The following is a 14,737-nucleotide window of genomic DNA, read 5'->3' as shown; positions in this document are numbered from 1 at the left end:
CTCGACGCATGTCCACCAACGCCGACCGCCGCGTAGCCCTGCTCACCCTGGGCTGCGCCCGTAATGAGGTGGACTCCGAGGAGCTCGCCGCCCGATTGGCCGACGGCGGCTGGTCGGTGACGACCGACGGCACCGACGCCGACGTCGTGCTCGTCAACACCTGCGGTTTCGTGGCCAAGGCCAAGCAGGACTCGATCGACACCCTGCTGGCCGCGGCCGACACCGGCGCCAAGGTCGTCGCCACCGGCTGCCTCGCCGAGCGCTACGGCGAGCAGCTGGCCGGCGAGCTGCCCGAGGCCCACGCCGTGCTCGGCTTCGACCACTATCCGGACATGGCCGCCCGCCTCGACGCGATCCTCGCTGGCGAGACGGTCAAGTCCCACGCGCCCCGCGACCGGCGCACGCTGCTGCCGATCACCCCGGTCGCGCGCCGCGCCACCGAGGTCGTCACCCCCGGTCACCTGCCCGCCCACCTGCAGGGCGTGCTGCGCCGCCGCCTCGACAACGGCCCGGTCGCGCCCCTGAAGCTGGCCAGCGGCTGCGACCGGCGGTGCACGTTCTGCGCCATCCCGTCCTTCCGCGGCGCCTTCGTCTCGCGCACGCCGGACGAGGTGCTCGCCGAGGCCGAGTGGCTCGGCGCCAACGGCGTGCGCGAGCTCGTCCTGGTCAGCGAAAACTCGACCTCCTACGGCAAGGACCTCGGCGACCCCCGGATGCTGGAGAAGCTGCTGCCGCAGCTGGCCGAGACCCCGGGCATCGTGCGGGTGCGGGTCTCCTACCTGCAGCCCGCCGAGACCCGCCCCGGCCTCGTCGAGGCGATCGCCACCACGCCGGGCGTCGCGCCCTACTTCGACCTGTCGTTCCAGCACTCCAGCGAGCCGGTGCTGCGCCGCATGCGCCGGTTCGGCTCCACCGAGCGCTTCCTCGAGCTGCTCGCCTCGGTGCGCAAGCTCGACCCCGAGGCCGGCGCCCGCAGCAACGTCATCGTCGGCTTCCCGGGCGAGACCCGCGAGGACGTCGACGAGCTCGCCCGCTTCCTCACGGAGGCCCGCCTCGACGCGATCGGCGTGTTCGACTACAGCGACGAGGACGGCACCGAGGCGGCGAGCCTGCCGGACAAGGTGGGCGCGGGGACGATCAAGAAGCGGTACGACTGGATGAGCGCCCTCGCCGAGGAGCTCTGCGCCCAGCGGGCCGGCGACCGCATCGGCTCGGTCATCGAGGTGCTGGTCGACTCGGTCGAGCGGCACGGCCGCGACTTCGACGTCGAGGGCCGCGGCGCCCACCAGGCCCCCGAGGTCGACGGCTCCACCGCGCTCGTGCCCGGCGCCGCGTTCGACCCGGCCACGCTGCGCCCCGGCGACCTCGTGCGCGCCAAGGTCACCGACAGCGTGGGCGTCGACCTGGTCGCCACCCCGATCGAGCTGATCAGCCCGGCGTCGCCATGACGGCGGTGAAGCCCGTCCCCCTGCTCAACGCGGCCAACGTCCTCACGGTCGTGCGGATCGTGCTGGTCCCGGTGTTCGTCGCGTGCGTCGTGGCCAGCCGCATGACCCACGACCTGTGGCAGCTCGCGGCGGGCCTGATCTTCATCGTCGCCTCCGCCACCGACTACGTGGACGGCTGGCTCGCCCGCACGTTCAGCCTGGTCACGTCGTTCGGCAAAGTGGCGGACCCGATCGCCGACAAGGCCCTCACCGGCGCGGCGCTGGTCCTGCTGTCGTCCTACGACAAACTGTCCTGGTGGGTCACCGCGGTCATCCTGGTCCGCGAGTGGGGCATCACGGCGCTGCGCTTCTTCGTGCTGCGCTACGGGGTCATGCCGGCCAGCCGGGGCGGGAAGGCGAAGACCGCCCTGCAGATCCTCGCCATCGGGTGGTACCTCACGCCCCTCCCGCCCCTGCTCGCCGCCATCGGCCCGTGGATCATGTTCGCGGCCGTCGTCGTGACGGTGGTCACGGGCGCCGACTACATCGTTCGGGCGGTCCGCATCCGGCGTGAGGCCCTGATCGCTCGCGGGTCGGCCGCGGAGCCGACGGGTTCGCCGTCCTCCTTTCCGCCCGGGGCGGGGGCGCCACTTGTGGCGCCGGTTACGGCGGCGGAGGCGCCGGCGGTAGCTCCGCAGGCGGACGAGCCGGTCGCCTGACCATTACGGCGGCGGAGGCGCCGGCGGTAGCTCCGCTGGCGGACGAGCCGGTCGCCTGACCCTTCTCCGGGGCGGCTTGCCGGACGCCGGCTGTTCCAAGGTTGCGACGGAAGTCACATCGCATCGCTGCGGGTTGGGTTTGTGCCGCGTGGGCATCGTTTTCAGGCATTGTGGCGAGAGCGCCCCGATATTCGCTGCGATAAATCCGACATATCCGTAAAATTCGGCGGAGTCGCTGGTTTCGTGAGCGGACGGGTGAACCTTCGGGTGGCCGCGGGGCGTTGACCGGGCGGGGCCGCTGGCCGAGTGTGGACCGGGCGCCGTCGCGCGGGTGCGTGCGGCCTTGAGTGGGTGCGGAGCGACGTGAGGGGGAGCGGTGACTGACCGACGGGCGGGCGCGATTCTCGAGGCCCTGCACGAGCGCGGCGAGACCCTGGCCGTGGCCGAGTCGTTGACCGGCGGGCTGCTGGCGGCGGCGTTTGTCCAGGTCCCGGGGGCGAGCCGGGTGTTTCGGGGCGGGATCGTGGCGTACGCGACGGAGCTGAAGGCGAAGCTCCTCGGGGTACCGCCGCCGCTGCTCTCGTCGCGCGGGCCCGTCGATCCGTCCGTGGCCGCGGCGCTCGCCGCGGGGGCGCGGGAGCGGTGCGGGGCCGACTGGGCCGCCTCCACCACCGGGGTCGCCGGTCCGGATCCGCAGGGCGGCCAGCCGGTCGGGCGCGTGTACGTCGCCGTGGTCGGTCCGCCGCCGGGGCATGGCGAGCCCGAGCGCGTTGAGGTGCGGGAACTCACCCTGCCGGGTGATCGGGCGGCCGTGCGGGAGGGCGCCGTCGAGGCCGCCGTCGGGCTGCTGGCGGAGGCGCTTGCTGTCTCATAACGGCGCGGGAAGGGTGTCGATCGGCGCCGCACCAGGTACCGTGACGAGTACCAGTTTTTCGCGGTCTTGCCAGCTGCGTCAGAGGGGGTGCCGCCGTGCTGCTTCGTCGGGTGATCGGTGACGCGCTGCGCGCGCGACGGCAGGCCCAGCATCGGACGCTGCGAGAGGTGTCCACCGCCGCCAATGTCAGCCTCGGATATCTGTCCGAGATCGAGCGCGGGCAGAAGGAGGCGTCCAGCGAGCTGCTGGCCGCGATCTGCGAGGCGCTCGGGGCCGCACTGTCCGAGGTGCTGCGGGACGTGAGCGACACGCTGGCCCTGGCCGAGGACATGCCGCCGGTGCTCGTGCCGGTCGGAGGTGGCTCCGAGGCGACCTCGGACGACGACGGGGCGGGGGCCGTGCCGGCGCAGGTGCCCTCCGGCGAGCCGGTGCCGGCCGCGAGCGGTGCTGCCGAGGCGGCGCAGGCGCGGCTCATGCGCGGCGCGCCCAAGGCCAAGATCGCCGCGGACGCGAAGCTCTCCGTGGCCGTGCACCGCGACGGGCCGCTGCGCACCACGCTGCGCGCCACCCGCGGTCCGGCCGACCGCGGCCGCGACGCCGTCCTCGTCGCCTGAGCCGACCGCGACGCCGTCCTCGTCGCCTGAGCCGACCGCGACGCCGTCCTGGCCGGCTTGGCCGGCCGTAAGAGTGACCAGCACCGACGCGGGTTGATCCGGACCGGGAACGCCCGTGCCCGGCGCGGCTTGATCGGGATTCGACGCGACCTGACACACTGGGGCCGCCCCCGGACGGGGGCGCGTACCGAACGCAGGAGCGCGGAGGACTCGTGAGCTACCCGGCACCGAACCGGCGGCGCAACCCCCTGCCGATCATCATCGCCGCGGTCGTCGGCGTGTTCGCGATCTGCGGGGTGTACCTACTGCTGGTAAACCGCGACGGCGGCGACAAGGGCGGTGACAGCAGCGCCGGCTCCCAGCGTCGCGAGGGGTGCATCGCGCTGAACGTCACCGCGTCCAGCGAGAAGGCCGCGCTGATGTCGCAGCTCGCCAAGAGCTACATCGACTCCAACCGGCGCTTCGACGGCAAGTGCGCCGACCCGATCGTGCAGTCGAAGGCCTCCGGCGCGGCGCTCGACGCGCTGGCCAACGGGTGGGACGTCGGGCGCGACGGGCCGCAGCCGGCGGTGTGGACGCCCGCGTCGGCGTCGTGGGTGGCGCTGCTCAAGCAGCGGCTGGCCACGAGCGACAAGGGCGGCCTCGTTCCCGACGGCAAGCTGCCGACCGTCGCGCAGTCGCCGCTGGTGCTCGCGATGCCCAAGCCGATGGCCGAGGCGCTGGGCTGGCCCGACAAGCCGATCGGCTGGGGCGACGTGCTCGGGCTGACCAGCGACCCCAACGGGTGGGGCTCCAAGGGGCACCCGGAGTGGGGGCGCTTCAAGCTCGGCAAGACCAACCCGCACTACTCGACGTCGGGGCTGAACGCGACCGTCGGCGCATACTTCGCCGCCACCGGGCGCTCGACCGACCTCACCGCGCAGGACCTGTCCGACGCGAAGGTGCTCAACTACGTCAAGTCGGTCGAGTCCGGCGTCGTGCACTACGGCGACATCTCCCTGACGTTCCTGTCCAACCTGGCCGCCGCCGACCAGGCCGGGCGCGGGCTGAACTACATCAGCGCCGTCGCCATCGAGGAGAAGTCGGTGTACGACTACAACACCGGCAATCCGACCGGCGACCCGGCGCTGGCCGGCAAGGGGCCGAAGCCGCGGGTGCCGCTCGTCGCGGTGTACCCCAAGGAAGGCACGCTGCTCAGCGACCACCCCTACGTCGTGCTGACCAACGCCAGCGACGAGCAGAAGGCCGCCGCCGCGGACTTCCTCGCGTTCGTGCGGGACGCGCCGCAGCAGAAGCGCTTCACCGACCTGGCCTTCCGCACGTACGAGGGCAAGCCCGGCGCCGGCCTGACCCGCGACAACGGGCTCTCGCCGGACGCGAAGTTCACGGTCATCGACCCGCCGGCGCCGCAGGTGCTGGAGAAGGCGCTCACGACCTGGGACAACCAGCGCAAGCGGGCCAAGGTCCTGCTCGTGCTCGACGTGTCCGGGTCGATGAACAACGACGCCGGCAACGGCAAGACCCGCATGGAGCTGGCCAAGCAGGCGGCGCTGCAGTCGTTGACGCTGTTCGCCGCGGACGACGAGGTCGGGCTCTGGACGTTCTCGACCGAGGTGGCGGGGGCCGGCACGCCGTACACCGAACAGGTCCCCGTCGGCGCGCTGAGCGCCAACAAGGCGCGCCTGGAGCAGGTGATCCGGGGGCTGAGCGCGGAGGGCGGCACGGCGCTGTACGCGACCACCCGCGCCGCGCAGCAGAAGATGGCCTCGCTGGCCGACCCGAGCCGCATCAACGCGGTGGTGGTGCTGACCGACGGCAAGAACGAGTACCCGAAGGACAGCGACCTCGACGGCCTCGTGCGCGACATCGACACCTCCGACAAGGAGATCCCGGTGCGGGTCTTCACCATCGCGTACGGCGGGCAGGCCGACCTCGGCGTCCTGCAGAAGATCTCCTCGGCGTCCCGGGCGGCGGCGTACGACGCGTCCGACCCGACGACGATCGACAAGGTACTCGTCAACGTCCTGAGTAACTTCTGATACCCAGGGGAAGAGGGCACACTTACGGGCGTGGGCGTCAAGGAGCAGCTGACCGAGCCGTGGGGCCTCGTCGCGGCCGGAGTGCTCGGCGGATTGGCCGGGGCGGTCGCGGCCGCCCCGGCGGGGGTGCTGGTCGGCGTGCCGGTCGGCCTGGCGGTCGCGGGCACGGTGTACGCGATCAGGGTCGGCCTCGGCGCGCTCACCGACCGCGGCGGCTCCTCGTCGGCCCGCGCCGTGACCGCGGCGCCGCCGCCGGACCTGCCCACGCCGCCGCGTGGCAGCGACGCGGACCGCTGGCTGCGCCGGGCCGAGCAGGCGGTGCGCACGCTGCGCCGGCAGTCCGAGGGCACCGGCGACCCGGTCCTGCGCGGCCAGATCGCCGAGATCGACGACCAGGCCGCCGGCGCCGTGTCCGACCTGGCCCGCTTCGCCGGCCAGGTGACCCTCATCGAGCAGACCGCCGGCGCCATCAACACCCAGCGGCTGCGCCAGGACTACAACCAGCTCGAGCGCGGGCTGTCCGGGCTGCCGCCGGGGCCGCTGCGCGAGGAGCGGGAGCGGGCCCGGCGGGCGGTGGCCGACCAGCTCGAGGTCGGCCAGCGGCTGCGCGAGGCCCGCGAGATGCTGCTGGCCCGCATGCAGTCGGCCGTGCTGGGCATGGAGGGCCTGGTGGCTCGCATGGCCGAGCTGGTGGCGCTGCACGCGACCACGGTCGGCGGCGCGCCGCTGACCGCGTCCAAGGTGGCGGAGCTCACGAACGACCTCGAGGGCCTGCGCGCCGGCCTGGCCGAGGCCGAGCGCCTGTCGCGCTCGGCCCTGGCAGGCGGGGATGTCCCGGGCGTCGAGCCCTGACTTCTCCCTGACTTGTGTCCGGAATGATCGGGTTTAGCCGCAATTTTCGGGTCTTCGGCCCCGAAGTGGGCGTGACGCTCTAGCGCGAGCCTGACACGATAGAAGCGCACGTCCGAGTGCTGGCCGAGGAGGACCGCGAAATGGCGAATCCGTTCGCTAAGGGCTGGAATTACCTTATGGCGCTGTTCGGCGCCAAGATCGACGAGTACGCCGATCCGAAGGTGCAGATCCAGCAGGCGATCGAGGACGCGCAGCGTCAGCACCAGGCGCTGGTGCAGCAGGCCGCGGCCGTGATCGGCAACCAGCGGCAGCTGGAGATGCGGCTGTCGCGTCAGATGTCCGAGGTCGAGAAGCTGCAGGGTTCGGCCCGGCAGGCGCTCGTGCTCGCCGACAAGTCCCGCGCCGAGGGTGACGAGGCCAAGGCCACGCAGTACGAGCAGACCGCCCAGGTGTTCGCCACCCAGCTGGTCGCCGCCGAGCAGGGCATGGAGGACCTCAAGACCCTCCACGACCAGTCGCTCAACGCGGCCGCGCAGGCGCGCAAGGCGGTCGAGAACAACGCGATGATGCTCCAGCAGAAGCTCGCCGAGCGCACCAAGCTGCTCAGCCAGCTCGAGCAGGCGAAGATGCAGGAGACCGTCGCCAAGTCGCTGGAGTCGATGAGCGGCCTCGCCGCCCCGGGCAACACCCCGTCGCTGGACGAGGTCCGCGAGAAGATCGAGCGGCGCTACGCCAACGCCATGGGCCGCGCCGAGCTGGCCTCCAACTCGGTGGAGGGCCGCATGCTCGAGGTCCAGCGCTCGACCCTCGACATGGCCGGCAGTTCCCGCCTCGACCAGATCCGCGCGAGCATGGCGGGCGAGAAGCTCGCCGGCGCGCCCGAATCGCCGGCCGTCGCGTCGACCGGCCCCAAGGACGCGAGCATCGCCCGCCTCGACGAGATCCGGGCGAGCATGAAGGACAAGCAGACGGGCGACTCGGCCAGCGCCGGCTGACCGGCACCCGGCACGGCGGCGGATTCCGGGGGGCGGACATGGCCAGCGACCGAACCAAGCATCTGAAGCGGCTGCGGAAGCTGCACCGATCCGCCCGCGGCTGGTCCGTGCGCGCCGGCCTGCTCACCGGCGCAACCGCGATCCTCGCGCCGTACAGCGGCCTCGGCCTGCCCGACGCGTTCTGGGCGGCCGGGGCCGGCGGCTCCATCGCGATCGCCGTCTGGCGGTGGATCGACTACCGCGCCTTCCGGGCTTTGCCGGTACCCCCGGAGCCCGACCCGGCCCTCGCCGGCGCCATGGCCCGTGACAAGCTCGTCGGCCTCGTGCAGCGCCTGCCCGCCGGCCGGACCGCGATCGCCGAGTTCGACCGGCAGCGCGAGTCCTTCAAGCTGCGCGGCCTCACCGTCGCCGAGCCCTGGCGCCGCCTCGACCGCGCCGCGACCATGCTGAGCGGCCTCGTCGGCCGGCTCGGGCCGGCCGCGGAGTCCGCCGTGCTGGACGCCACCGTCGCCGAGCGCCAGCTGCGCGACCTGGCGCAGCGGTGCGCCTCGGTCGAGCGGACCATGCGCCTCGGGCCGGCGGGTGACGCGTTGCGGCCTGCGCACCAGGCGCTGGCCGGGCAGCTTGAGCAGGGCGTGACCGCCTATGAGCAGTTCGTCACGGCGGCGGCCAGCTGTGTTGCGGAGGACAGCGCGGCGGTGGGCAACCTGACGGACGCGACGGCGTTCCTGCGCGGCGTGGCCGAGGGGCTGGCCGACCTGCGCACGCCCCAGGCCGCGCCCCGCCCGCAGACCGCCTGAGCTACTCGCTCGGCAGCAGGTAGCGCCAGCTCGCGCGGACGGTCGTGCCGTCGGGCATGCGGTACGTGGGCCAGGCGCCGCGCTGGTCCAGGTCGCGGGTCAGCATCCGTACCGCCGCGCGGGCCGCGTCGCCGTCCATGTCGGCGCGGCGCAGGCCCTCGGCGTCGGGGGACGGGAGCTTGATGTCCGTCGGCCAGACCACCGCGGCCGAGGCGCTCGGGTCGGCGGCCGGGGTGCCCAGGCCGGAGGAGCCAGCGGTGCCCTCGAAGGCGGGCACGGCGACAACGCGGACGCGGGTGGCCAAGTACGGCTGGGCCGTCGCCGACACCGCCTTGTGCACGGCGGCGAGGCGGTCGCGGGCGTCGTAGAGCACGTCGGCGTACGCGTGATCGGACTTGAGCTCGTCCAGCCCCTCCGCCGTGAAGCTGAGCGGGCCGGTGGGGGACCACACCGAGACCTTCGTCACGGGCGCGTCGGCGATCGTCGGGGTCGAGGTGGGCTTCTTCTGCGTGGCCGCCGTGCGCAGGTCGCCGGCGACGGCGGTGGCCAGGGCGCGGAGCTGGTCCGGGTCGAGGCGGGAGCGGTACGCCGCGTCCGCGATCGTGTCGCCGTCGCCGTAGACGACCAGGCGGGGCGGGCGCAGCGCCGAGAGGCCGGGCAGGGTGTAGCCGCCGGTGAGCTCCCAGGTCGCGAGCGCTTGGTCGGCGGGCGGGTCGAACGAGGGGGTGGGCGTGGGCACGGCGCCGGGGGCGTCGTCGCAGGCGGACAGCGCGAACGTGGCCAGGGTGCCGGCGAGCAGGCCCCGCCGGGTCAGCCGGTGATCCACCGGCTCGCCACCCCGCACGCGCTGACGGACCCCGTTCCGCTCATCGTCCCTCCCCATGAGACGTGCCGGCCGCCGATTACGCCCAGCACACTATCGCGTGCCCGCGAACGGGGCCCCGGCGGTCTTGTGGGATAACGCGGCCTGAAGTTCTGCTTAGGTACCGACCCCGGGCCGGGTGCCGTGCGTAGCTTCATGGTGTGCACATGGGGTACGACAACCAGGGCTTTTGGCTTTTGGACATCGATGCGAATGGCGATCTGATGCTCGTGCGAGGCCGCGATCAGCCTCGCGGCGGGAGGGCGCCGGGCTGGCAGTGGGGGCACCAGTACGTGATGCGGTCGTTGTCGCCGCCCGTCCACCGGCGCACTACGGTGCGGCACCGGCGGCACGGCTGACCGGCGCGTTCGAACACCCAGGTGGTCTCGCCGCGGCGCAGGGAACCGGTGGTCACCTGCGTGAAGCGGCCGCGGTTGGAGTTCATCAGCGCGTGCGCCCGCTCGACCATCGCCGTGAGGTCCGTCACGTCACCCGTCGGGGTCCACGGCGACACGCCGCGCAGGAACAGCGTCTCGGCCTTGTAGAGGTTGCCGATGCCGGCGAGGTTGCGCTGGTCGAGCAGGGCGTCGGCGATCCAGCGCTCGGGCCGCGCCAGCAGCCGCCGGACCGCCTCCGCGGCGTCCCAGTCCGCGCCCATGAGATCCGGGCCGAGGTGCCCGACGAGGCGTGCCTCCTCGCGGGTCGGCACGATGTCGAGCTCGTGCAGGTGGTAGCCGACGGCGACCGCCGCGTCGGTGTGCAGCGCGACCCGGATGAGGTGCGCGGGGCGGCCGCTCCAGCGCTCGCCCGGCCGGTACGTGCGCCACGCCCCGTCCATGCGCAGGTGCGAGTGCAGGGTCAGCGGGTCGCGCCCCTCGCGCTCCAGGCGCAGCAGCAGGTGCTTGCCGCGGCAGGCGGACTCGGCGACGGTCCAGCCGGACAGGTCGGCGGTGGCCAGGCGCGGCACTCGGAAGTCGCTGCGCGCGATCGTGCGCCCGTCGATCGCCTCGCCGAGCAGGCGGGCGGTGTTCCAGACGGTGTCGCCCTCGGGCACCCTGGGCCCTCCGATCCGTGGCACAGTCGCTGGATATGAGCCGACCGTCACTCTACGAGTTCGCCGGCGGGCCCCTGAGCGCCTCCGGTCAGTCGACGCCGCGCTGGGGCTGGGACGGGCCGGCCGGGGCGACGCTGTAGCGCTGCAGGTGCCCGCGCGCCTCGAGCGCGGCGACGACCGACTCGGCGTCGGAGCGCGACTCGAGGCGGGCCACCTCGTACCGCTCGCCGTCGTCGCCCTGGCGCAGCACCGCCCACAGGCCGGCCTCGACCCGGGCGTTGACCTTGCGCGCGTCCTTCTCGGCCTGCCGCATAAGGGCGGCGGCCTGCTCCTCGGCGAGCTTGAGGATCTGCTCGACCCGCGGGCCGAGCCGGGCGAACGTGGCGCCGCCCGCCTCGGCGTCGCCGTCGGGGTCGGGCGACTCGGGCTGGCTGGCGGCGAACATGACCAGGCCGACGACCGTCGCGGCCACGCCGGCCCACACCGCCGTGTCGTGGGCCCGCGACGAGGAGAGCTGGGAGCCGGCGAACAAACCGACACCGAGCCCGATCGCGAGCATTGACCAACGCCTCATGACCCAGTGAGGCTAGCGGACCCGCTCCAGTTGCATGATCCCGTCGCCCCCGGCCAGCGCCGACGTGCGGCCGGTCGGGCGGTACCCGGCCTTCTCGTACAGCCGCCGCGCCCGCGCGTTGCTGACCCGCGTCCACAGGGTGATGCGCGCCCACCCGCCCTCGTGCAGCGCGTCGAGGACCAGGCCGCCGAGCCCCCGGCCCCACCGTCCGGGGTGTACGAAGACCATGGAGACGTGCCCGTACGCGGGGATCGGCGCGCCCGCGCCGTCGTCGGCCCGGCCCGGCTCGGCCAGCCCCATCGCGACGGGCTCGTCGCCGTCGCGGGCGATGACGACGAGCGCGCCGGGGTCGGCCAGCTTCTCGCGGACCCGCTCGACCCGTTCGGGCGAGGGCGCCCGGCCGCGGGCCTCGTTCGCCGCCCGCCACACCCGCAGGGCCGCCTCCAGGTCCGTTGCGGCGGCCCGCCGTACCACCAATGCCATGTCAGGAAATCAATACCTGCCGCCCCTGCGGCGTCAACCGCTGGCAGTGCGCCGGCGGCGGCCAGGTGACGCTGCGCAGCTCGTCGGCGTACGTCATCCAGTAGTGGCCGCTGCCGTCGTGGTCGAAGTAGGCGTGCGACTCGTACGCCATCCGGTGCGCGGGATCCTGAATCCACGCCGTCGGGTGCATCTGCCCCCAGGACGGGGGACCCATCGGGACGTACCCGCTGACCAGGATCGCCCGCCGGTCCCCGGTGGCGCGGATCGCGTCGACCGCCTCCTGCGAGGCCCGCTCCCAGATCAGCGCGCCCGCGCGTCCGTCGGCGGCCAGCCGGGTCGGCTCGTTGAGCAGCCCCAGCCCGACGACGGCGGGGTTGTCGATCGCGCGGCTCATGCGCTGCCAGAAGTCCGCCAGCGCGGTCGTCGGCAGCTCCATGTCGCCCAGCCGCAGCATTCGCGGCGGCCCGTCGGCGCCGCCCCCGAGCGCGTAGTCGCCGTAGTTGTGCAGGTCGATGATGACCGTCAGCCCGGCCGCCTCGGCGTGCCCGAGCGCGTCGCGCACCCTCCCGAGCTCGGCCTCGTCCAGCGGCCCGAACGGCCGCGGCTGCAGCCGCTCCCAGTTCACCGCCAGCCGCACCAGCCGGATGCCGCGCCCGGCCAGGAACGCGTAGCTCGACGGCGTCTCGTACGTGTAGTCCAGCCCGTAGCGGCCCGGATTCCCGGTGCCGAACCCGCCGTTGCTGTCCGAGGCGGCGAACGACCCGGCGGCGAGGTTCACGCCGCGCAGATATCCGGGTGTACTCCCATGCCGCTCGACGACGCGCGCCTGCGGCCCGGCGACGTCGACCCGCAGCCCGTGCGCGACCGGCCGGTACACCGCCATCGGGTAGTTCGCCGGCCACGTCCCCGCCGCCCACGCGGTGACCGGCAGCCCGATCGCGTCGGCCGCCCGGTACCAGACCTCGGCGACCTGGCTCCACTGCGCGGCGTCCTTGTCCGACGGCCACCCGATCTCGCCGATGAACCCGGTCGCGTGGTTGCGGCTCAGCCACCCCGAGAAGTTGGCGAGCCCGGCGACGGCGCGCGCCTGCACGTCGTCATCCACGCACAGGATCTTGACCGGCCGCGGATTCTGCAGCGGTACGACGAGAGCCGCCACCAGCAGCAACACCGCGGCCGCGAGCGCCGGCCCCTTGCGCAATATGGCCGGCTCGTGGTGTGTCGTCCTGCGCCGCGGCGGCGGGTGCCCGATGCGCTCACCCGGCCGCGCCTCCTCGTTCGGCTGCGCCACCGGTGGGTTCTGCCCGGATTCGCCGCTTTAACCGCGGGCCCTGGGTCCGGTCTCGCGGCACTCGCCTTGCGGTCGGGGTTCGCGCGCGCCGGTCGCCTTGGGGTGAGGGGCTAGCTCTCCGGCCTCACGCCGGCCGTCTTGCGGTTCCGCTCGCTCGCCGGATTCTCGCCGGCCGTCTTGCGGTTCCGCTCTGTGGCGTGCGTTGGCCTTTGTGGCGGATTCGGCGCCTTGCTCGAATCGTGGATGCCCGCCCCGGAAACGACAAATCCGGACAGCTTCGCGGTCCGGATTTGTCGGAAATTTCGTATTAAGGCAGCAGAGGGGCGACTTCGGCGGCGAGCAGGGCGATGTGGTCCAGGTCGCGCATGTCGAGGACCTGCAGGAACGCCCGGGACGCGCCGGCCTTGACGAACTCGTGGAGCTGTTCGGCGAGGTGGGAGGGGGTGCCGTACAGCTGCCCGGACTGCGGCCGCTTGGGATCCAGCCCGACCGACTCGGCCCGCCGGCGGACCTCGGCGTCGTTCGCGCCGCACACGATCGTCTGCGCGAACGAGAACACGATCGGCGCGCGCCCGTCGCGCCCCTCGCGCTCGATGGCGTCGACGACGCGCTGGTACTGCGCATCGGTGTCGTCGAGCGACGAGAACGGCACGTTGAACTCATCCGCGAACCGCGCCGCCAGCCGCGGCGTCCGCTTCGGCCCCTTGCCCCCGATGATGACCGGCGGCCCCGGCTGCTGCACCGGCTTGGGCAGCGCCGGCGAGTCGGCGACGTCGTAGTACCGCCCCTCGTAGCTGAACGTCGACCCGGCCGGCGTCGACCACAGCCCGGTCAGGATCTCCAACTGCTCCGCGAGCCGGTCGAAGCGTTCGCCGATGGGCGGGAACGGGATGCCGTACGCCCGGTGCTCCCGCTCGTACCACCCGGCGCCCAGCCCGATCTCCACCCGCCCGCCGCTCATGGCGTCGACCTGCGCGACGGCGACGGCGAGCGGCCCCGGGTGCCGGAACGTCGCCGAGGTCACGAGCGTGCCGAGCCGGATGGTCGACGTCTCGCGGGCGAGCGCCCCGAGCGTCACCCAGGCGTCGGTCGGCCCGGGAAGCCCGTCCCCGGCCATGGTCACAAAATGATCGGACCGGAAGAACCCTTCAAACCCGAGCTCCTCGGCCCGCGTCGCGATGGCCAGCTGATCTTCGTACGTGGCGCCCAGTTGAGGCTCGATGAACACGCAAAGCCGCATGGCACCCGACACTATCCTGATGACGCCGAGCACGATCTCGTTCACCACCGACTACGGCCTGTCCGACGGCTTCGTCGCGGCCTGTCACGGCACGATCGCCCGCCTGGCCCCGCAGGCCCGGATCATCGACGTCACGCACCTCATCCCGCCGGGCGACATCCGCCGCGCGGCGGCCGTCCTGGCCCAGACCGCGCCGTCGCTCCCGCCCCCGTCGGTCCACCTCGCCGTGGTCGACCCCGGCGTGGGCACCGAGCGCCGCCCGATCGCGCTAGCCACCCACAACGGCTTCCTGGTCGGCCCCGACAACGGCCTGCTGATCCCGGCGGCGGAGTCCCTGGGCGGCATCACGACGGCCGTCCACCTCACCAACGAGGAGTGGTTCGCCCCAACGGTCTCCGCGACGTTCCACGGCCGCGACATCTTCGCCCCGGTGGCCGCGCGCCTGGCGACGGGCGCCTCGCTCCTGGCCGCCGGCGACCCGATCGACGACGTGGTGCGCCTCCCGCCGCCGTACGTCGAGCAGACCCCCGGCCGCCTGATCGCCGAGGTACTGACGATCGATCACTTCGGCAACGTGCAGCTGGCCGCCACCCCCGACCTTCTCCCGCCGGACGCCCTCGCCCTGACGGTCGAGTCCGTGGCCGCGGCCCGCACGACAACCTTCGGCGACGCCCCGCCCGGCGCCCTGGTCCTCCTGACGGATTCGGCCGGCTACCTGGCCATAGCGGTGAACGGCGGCAGCGCTGCGGCCCTGCTGTCCTTGACCCCGGGGGACCGCGTGACCATCACCTACTGACGCCCGCGCCGCGTGTGCGCCTCGTTTCCCGTCCTGGCCCGTTTGCCAGCGCCATCACGGTGTCAGCGCGCCATTGGTTCCCAGCGGCCTCCGTGGCCTCAGCGGCGCCGCGGCCTC

General features: G+C 73.3%; 14 protein-coding genes and 1 pseudogene. 9 read left to right on the top strand and 6 right to left on the bottom strand.

Annotated elements, in window-relative coordinates; translation table 11 throughout:
* The first annotated feature begins 8 nt into the window (after positions 1-8).
* The 8 genes and pseudogenes from rimO to pspM all read left to right on the top strand — a co-directional run bounded on the left by rimO (position 9) and on the right by pspM (position 8,320).
* Positions 9-1,448, top strand: coding sequence for a 30S ribosomal protein S12 methylthiotransferase RimO (gene rimO, locus ACQEVU_RS42030; RefSeq protein ID WP_433333882.1), 1,440 nt, complete (start codon positions 9-11; stop codon positions 1,446-1,448).
* A pseudogene (gene pgsA, locus ACQEVU_RS42025) lies at positions 1,445-2,005 on the top strand (CDP-diacylglycerol--glycerol-3-phosphate 3-phosphatidyltransferase); the annotation flags it as partial. The gene rimO and the pseudogene pgsA, both read left to right, overlap by 4 nt.
* Before the next feature lie 517 nt (positions 2,006-2,522).
* On the top strand, positions 2,523-3,020 hold the full coding sequence (locus ACQEVU_RS42020; protein WP_433333880.1) for a CinA family protein: 498 nt from the start codon (positions 2,523-2,525) through the stop codon (positions 3,018-3,020).
* A 95-nt stretch (positions 3,021-3,115) separates the two neighbouring features.
* Positions 3,116-3,634, top strand: coding sequence for a helix-turn-helix domain-containing protein (locus tag ACQEVU_RS42015; RefSeq protein ID WP_433333878.1), 519 nt, complete (start codon positions 3,116-3,118; stop codon positions 3,632-3,634).
* 212 nt (positions 3,635-3,846) lie between these two features.
* The gene (locus ACQEVU_RS42010; RefSeq protein ID WP_433333876.1) at positions 3,847-5,673 is read left to right on the top strand and encodes a substrate-binding and VWA domain-containing protein; all 1,827 of its coding nucleotides are present in this window, start codon (positions 3,847-3,849) and stop codon (positions 5,671-5,673) included.
* A gap of 30 nt (positions 5,674-5,703) precedes the next feature.
* Positions 5,704-6,525, top strand: coding sequence for a hypothetical protein (locus tag ACQEVU_RS42005; protein ID WP_433333874.1), 822 nt, complete (start codon positions 5,704-5,706; stop codon positions 6,523-6,525).
* Positions 6,526-6,665: 140 nt separating this feature from the next.
* Positions 6,666-7,520, top strand: coding sequence for a PspA/IM30 family protein (locus ACQEVU_RS42000; RefSeq protein ID WP_433333872.1), 855 nt, complete (start codon positions 6,666-6,668; stop codon positions 7,518-7,520).
* 38 nt (positions 7,521-7,558) lie between these two features.
* Positions 7,559-8,320 carry a phage shock envelope stress response protein PspM gene (gene pspM / locus ACQEVU_RS41995; protein ID WP_433333870.1) on the top strand — a complete coding sequence of 254 codons (762 nt, stop codon included), beginning with the start codon at positions 7,559-7,561 and terminating at the stop codon, positions 8,318-8,320.
* A 1-nt stretch (position 8,321) separates the two neighbouring features.
* Here pspM and ACQEVU_RS41990 read toward each other — a convergent pair whose 3' ends face one another.
* The 6 genes from ACQEVU_RS41990 to ACQEVU_RS41965 all read right to left on the bottom strand — a co-directional run bounded on the left by ACQEVU_RS41990 (position 8,322) and on the right by ACQEVU_RS41965 (position 13,824).
* Positions 8,322-9,146, bottom strand: a complete 825-nt coding sequence (locus ACQEVU_RS41990; protein WP_433333868.1) for a hypothetical protein — start codon at positions 9,144-9,146, stop codon at positions 8,322-8,324.
* 280 nt (positions 9,147-9,426) lie between these two features.
* Positions 9,427-10,236 carry a DNA-formamidopyrimidine glycosylase family protein gene (locus ACQEVU_RS41985; protein WP_433333866.1) on the bottom strand — a complete coding sequence of 270 codons (810 nt, stop codon included), beginning with the start codon at positions 10,234-10,236 and terminating at the stop codon, positions 9,427-9,429.
* Between the two features lie 88 nt (positions 10,237-10,324).
* Positions 10,325-10,810, bottom strand: coding sequence for a hypothetical protein (locus tag ACQEVU_RS41980; protein WP_433333864.1), 486 nt, complete (start codon positions 10,808-10,810; stop codon positions 10,325-10,327).
* A 12-nt stretch (positions 10,811-10,822) separates the two neighbouring features.
* Positions 10,823-11,293, bottom strand: coding sequence for an N-acetyltransferase family protein (locus tag ACQEVU_RS41975; protein ID WP_433333862.1), 471 nt, complete (start codon positions 11,291-11,293; stop codon positions 10,823-10,825).
* A 1-nt stretch (position 11,294) separates the two neighbouring features.
* Positions 11,295-12,584 carry a glycoside hydrolase family 5 protein gene (locus ACQEVU_RS41970; protein ID WP_433333860.1) on the bottom strand — a complete coding sequence of 430 codons (1,290 nt, stop codon included), beginning with the start codon at positions 12,582-12,584 and terminating at the stop codon, positions 11,295-11,297.
* A gap of 307 nt (positions 12,585-12,891) precedes the next feature.
* The gene (locus tag ACQEVU_RS41965; protein ID WP_433333858.1) at positions 12,892-13,824 is read right to left on the bottom strand and encodes an LLM class F420-dependent oxidoreductase; all 933 of its coding nucleotides are present in this window, start codon (positions 13,822-13,824) and stop codon (positions 12,892-12,894) included.
* A gap of 19 nt (positions 13,825-13,843) precedes the next feature.
* Here ACQEVU_RS41965 and ACQEVU_RS41960 point away from each other — a divergent pair, with 19 nt between their 5' ends.
* A complete protein-coding gene (locus tag ACQEVU_RS41960; RefSeq protein WP_433333856.1) occupies positions 13,844-14,620 on the top strand; it encodes an SAM hydrolase/SAM-dependent halogenase family protein in 777 nt (258 codons plus the stop codon).
* The last annotated feature ends 117 nt before the right edge of the window (positions 14,621-14,737 follow it).

Origin of the sequence: Dactylosporangium sp. CA-139066 (genome assembly GCF_050936175.1) — a bacterium.
GTDB lineage: Bacteria > Actinomycetota > Actinomycetes > Mycobacteriales > Micromonosporaceae > Dactylosporangium.
The sequence above is the reverse complement of the archived record's forward strand: the minus strand, read 5'-3'. Positions and strand labels throughout refer to the sequence as shown.

Coding starts and splice junctions, on each gene's coding strand:
- ACQEVU_RS41965 (WP_433333858.1), bottom strand. CDS start 13,824: ATGCGGCTTTGCGTGTTCATCGAGCCTCAACTGGGCGCCACGTACGAA.
- ACQEVU_RS41975 (WP_433333862.1), bottom strand. CDS start 11,293: ATGGCATTGGTGGTACGGCGGGCCGCCGCAACGGACCTGGAGGCGGCC.
- rimO (WP_433333882.1), top strand. CDS start 9: ATGTCCACCAACGCCGACCGCCGCGTAGCCCTGCTCACCCTGGGCTGC.
- ACQEVU_RS41980 (WP_433333864.1), bottom strand. CDS start 10,810: ATGAGGCGTTGGTCAATGCTCGCGATCGGGCTCGGTGTCGGTTTGTTC.
- ACQEVU_RS41960 (WP_433333856.1), top strand. CDS start 13,844: ATGACGCCGAGCACGATCTCGTTCACCACCGACTACGGCCTGTCCGAC.
- pspM (WP_433333870.1), top strand. CDS start 7,559: ATGGCCAGCGACCGAACCAAGCATCTGAAGCGGCTGCGGAAGCTGCAC.
- ACQEVU_RS42000 (WP_433333872.1), top strand. CDS start 6,666: ATGGCGAATCCGTTCGCTAAGGGCTGGAATTACCTTATGGCGCTGTTC.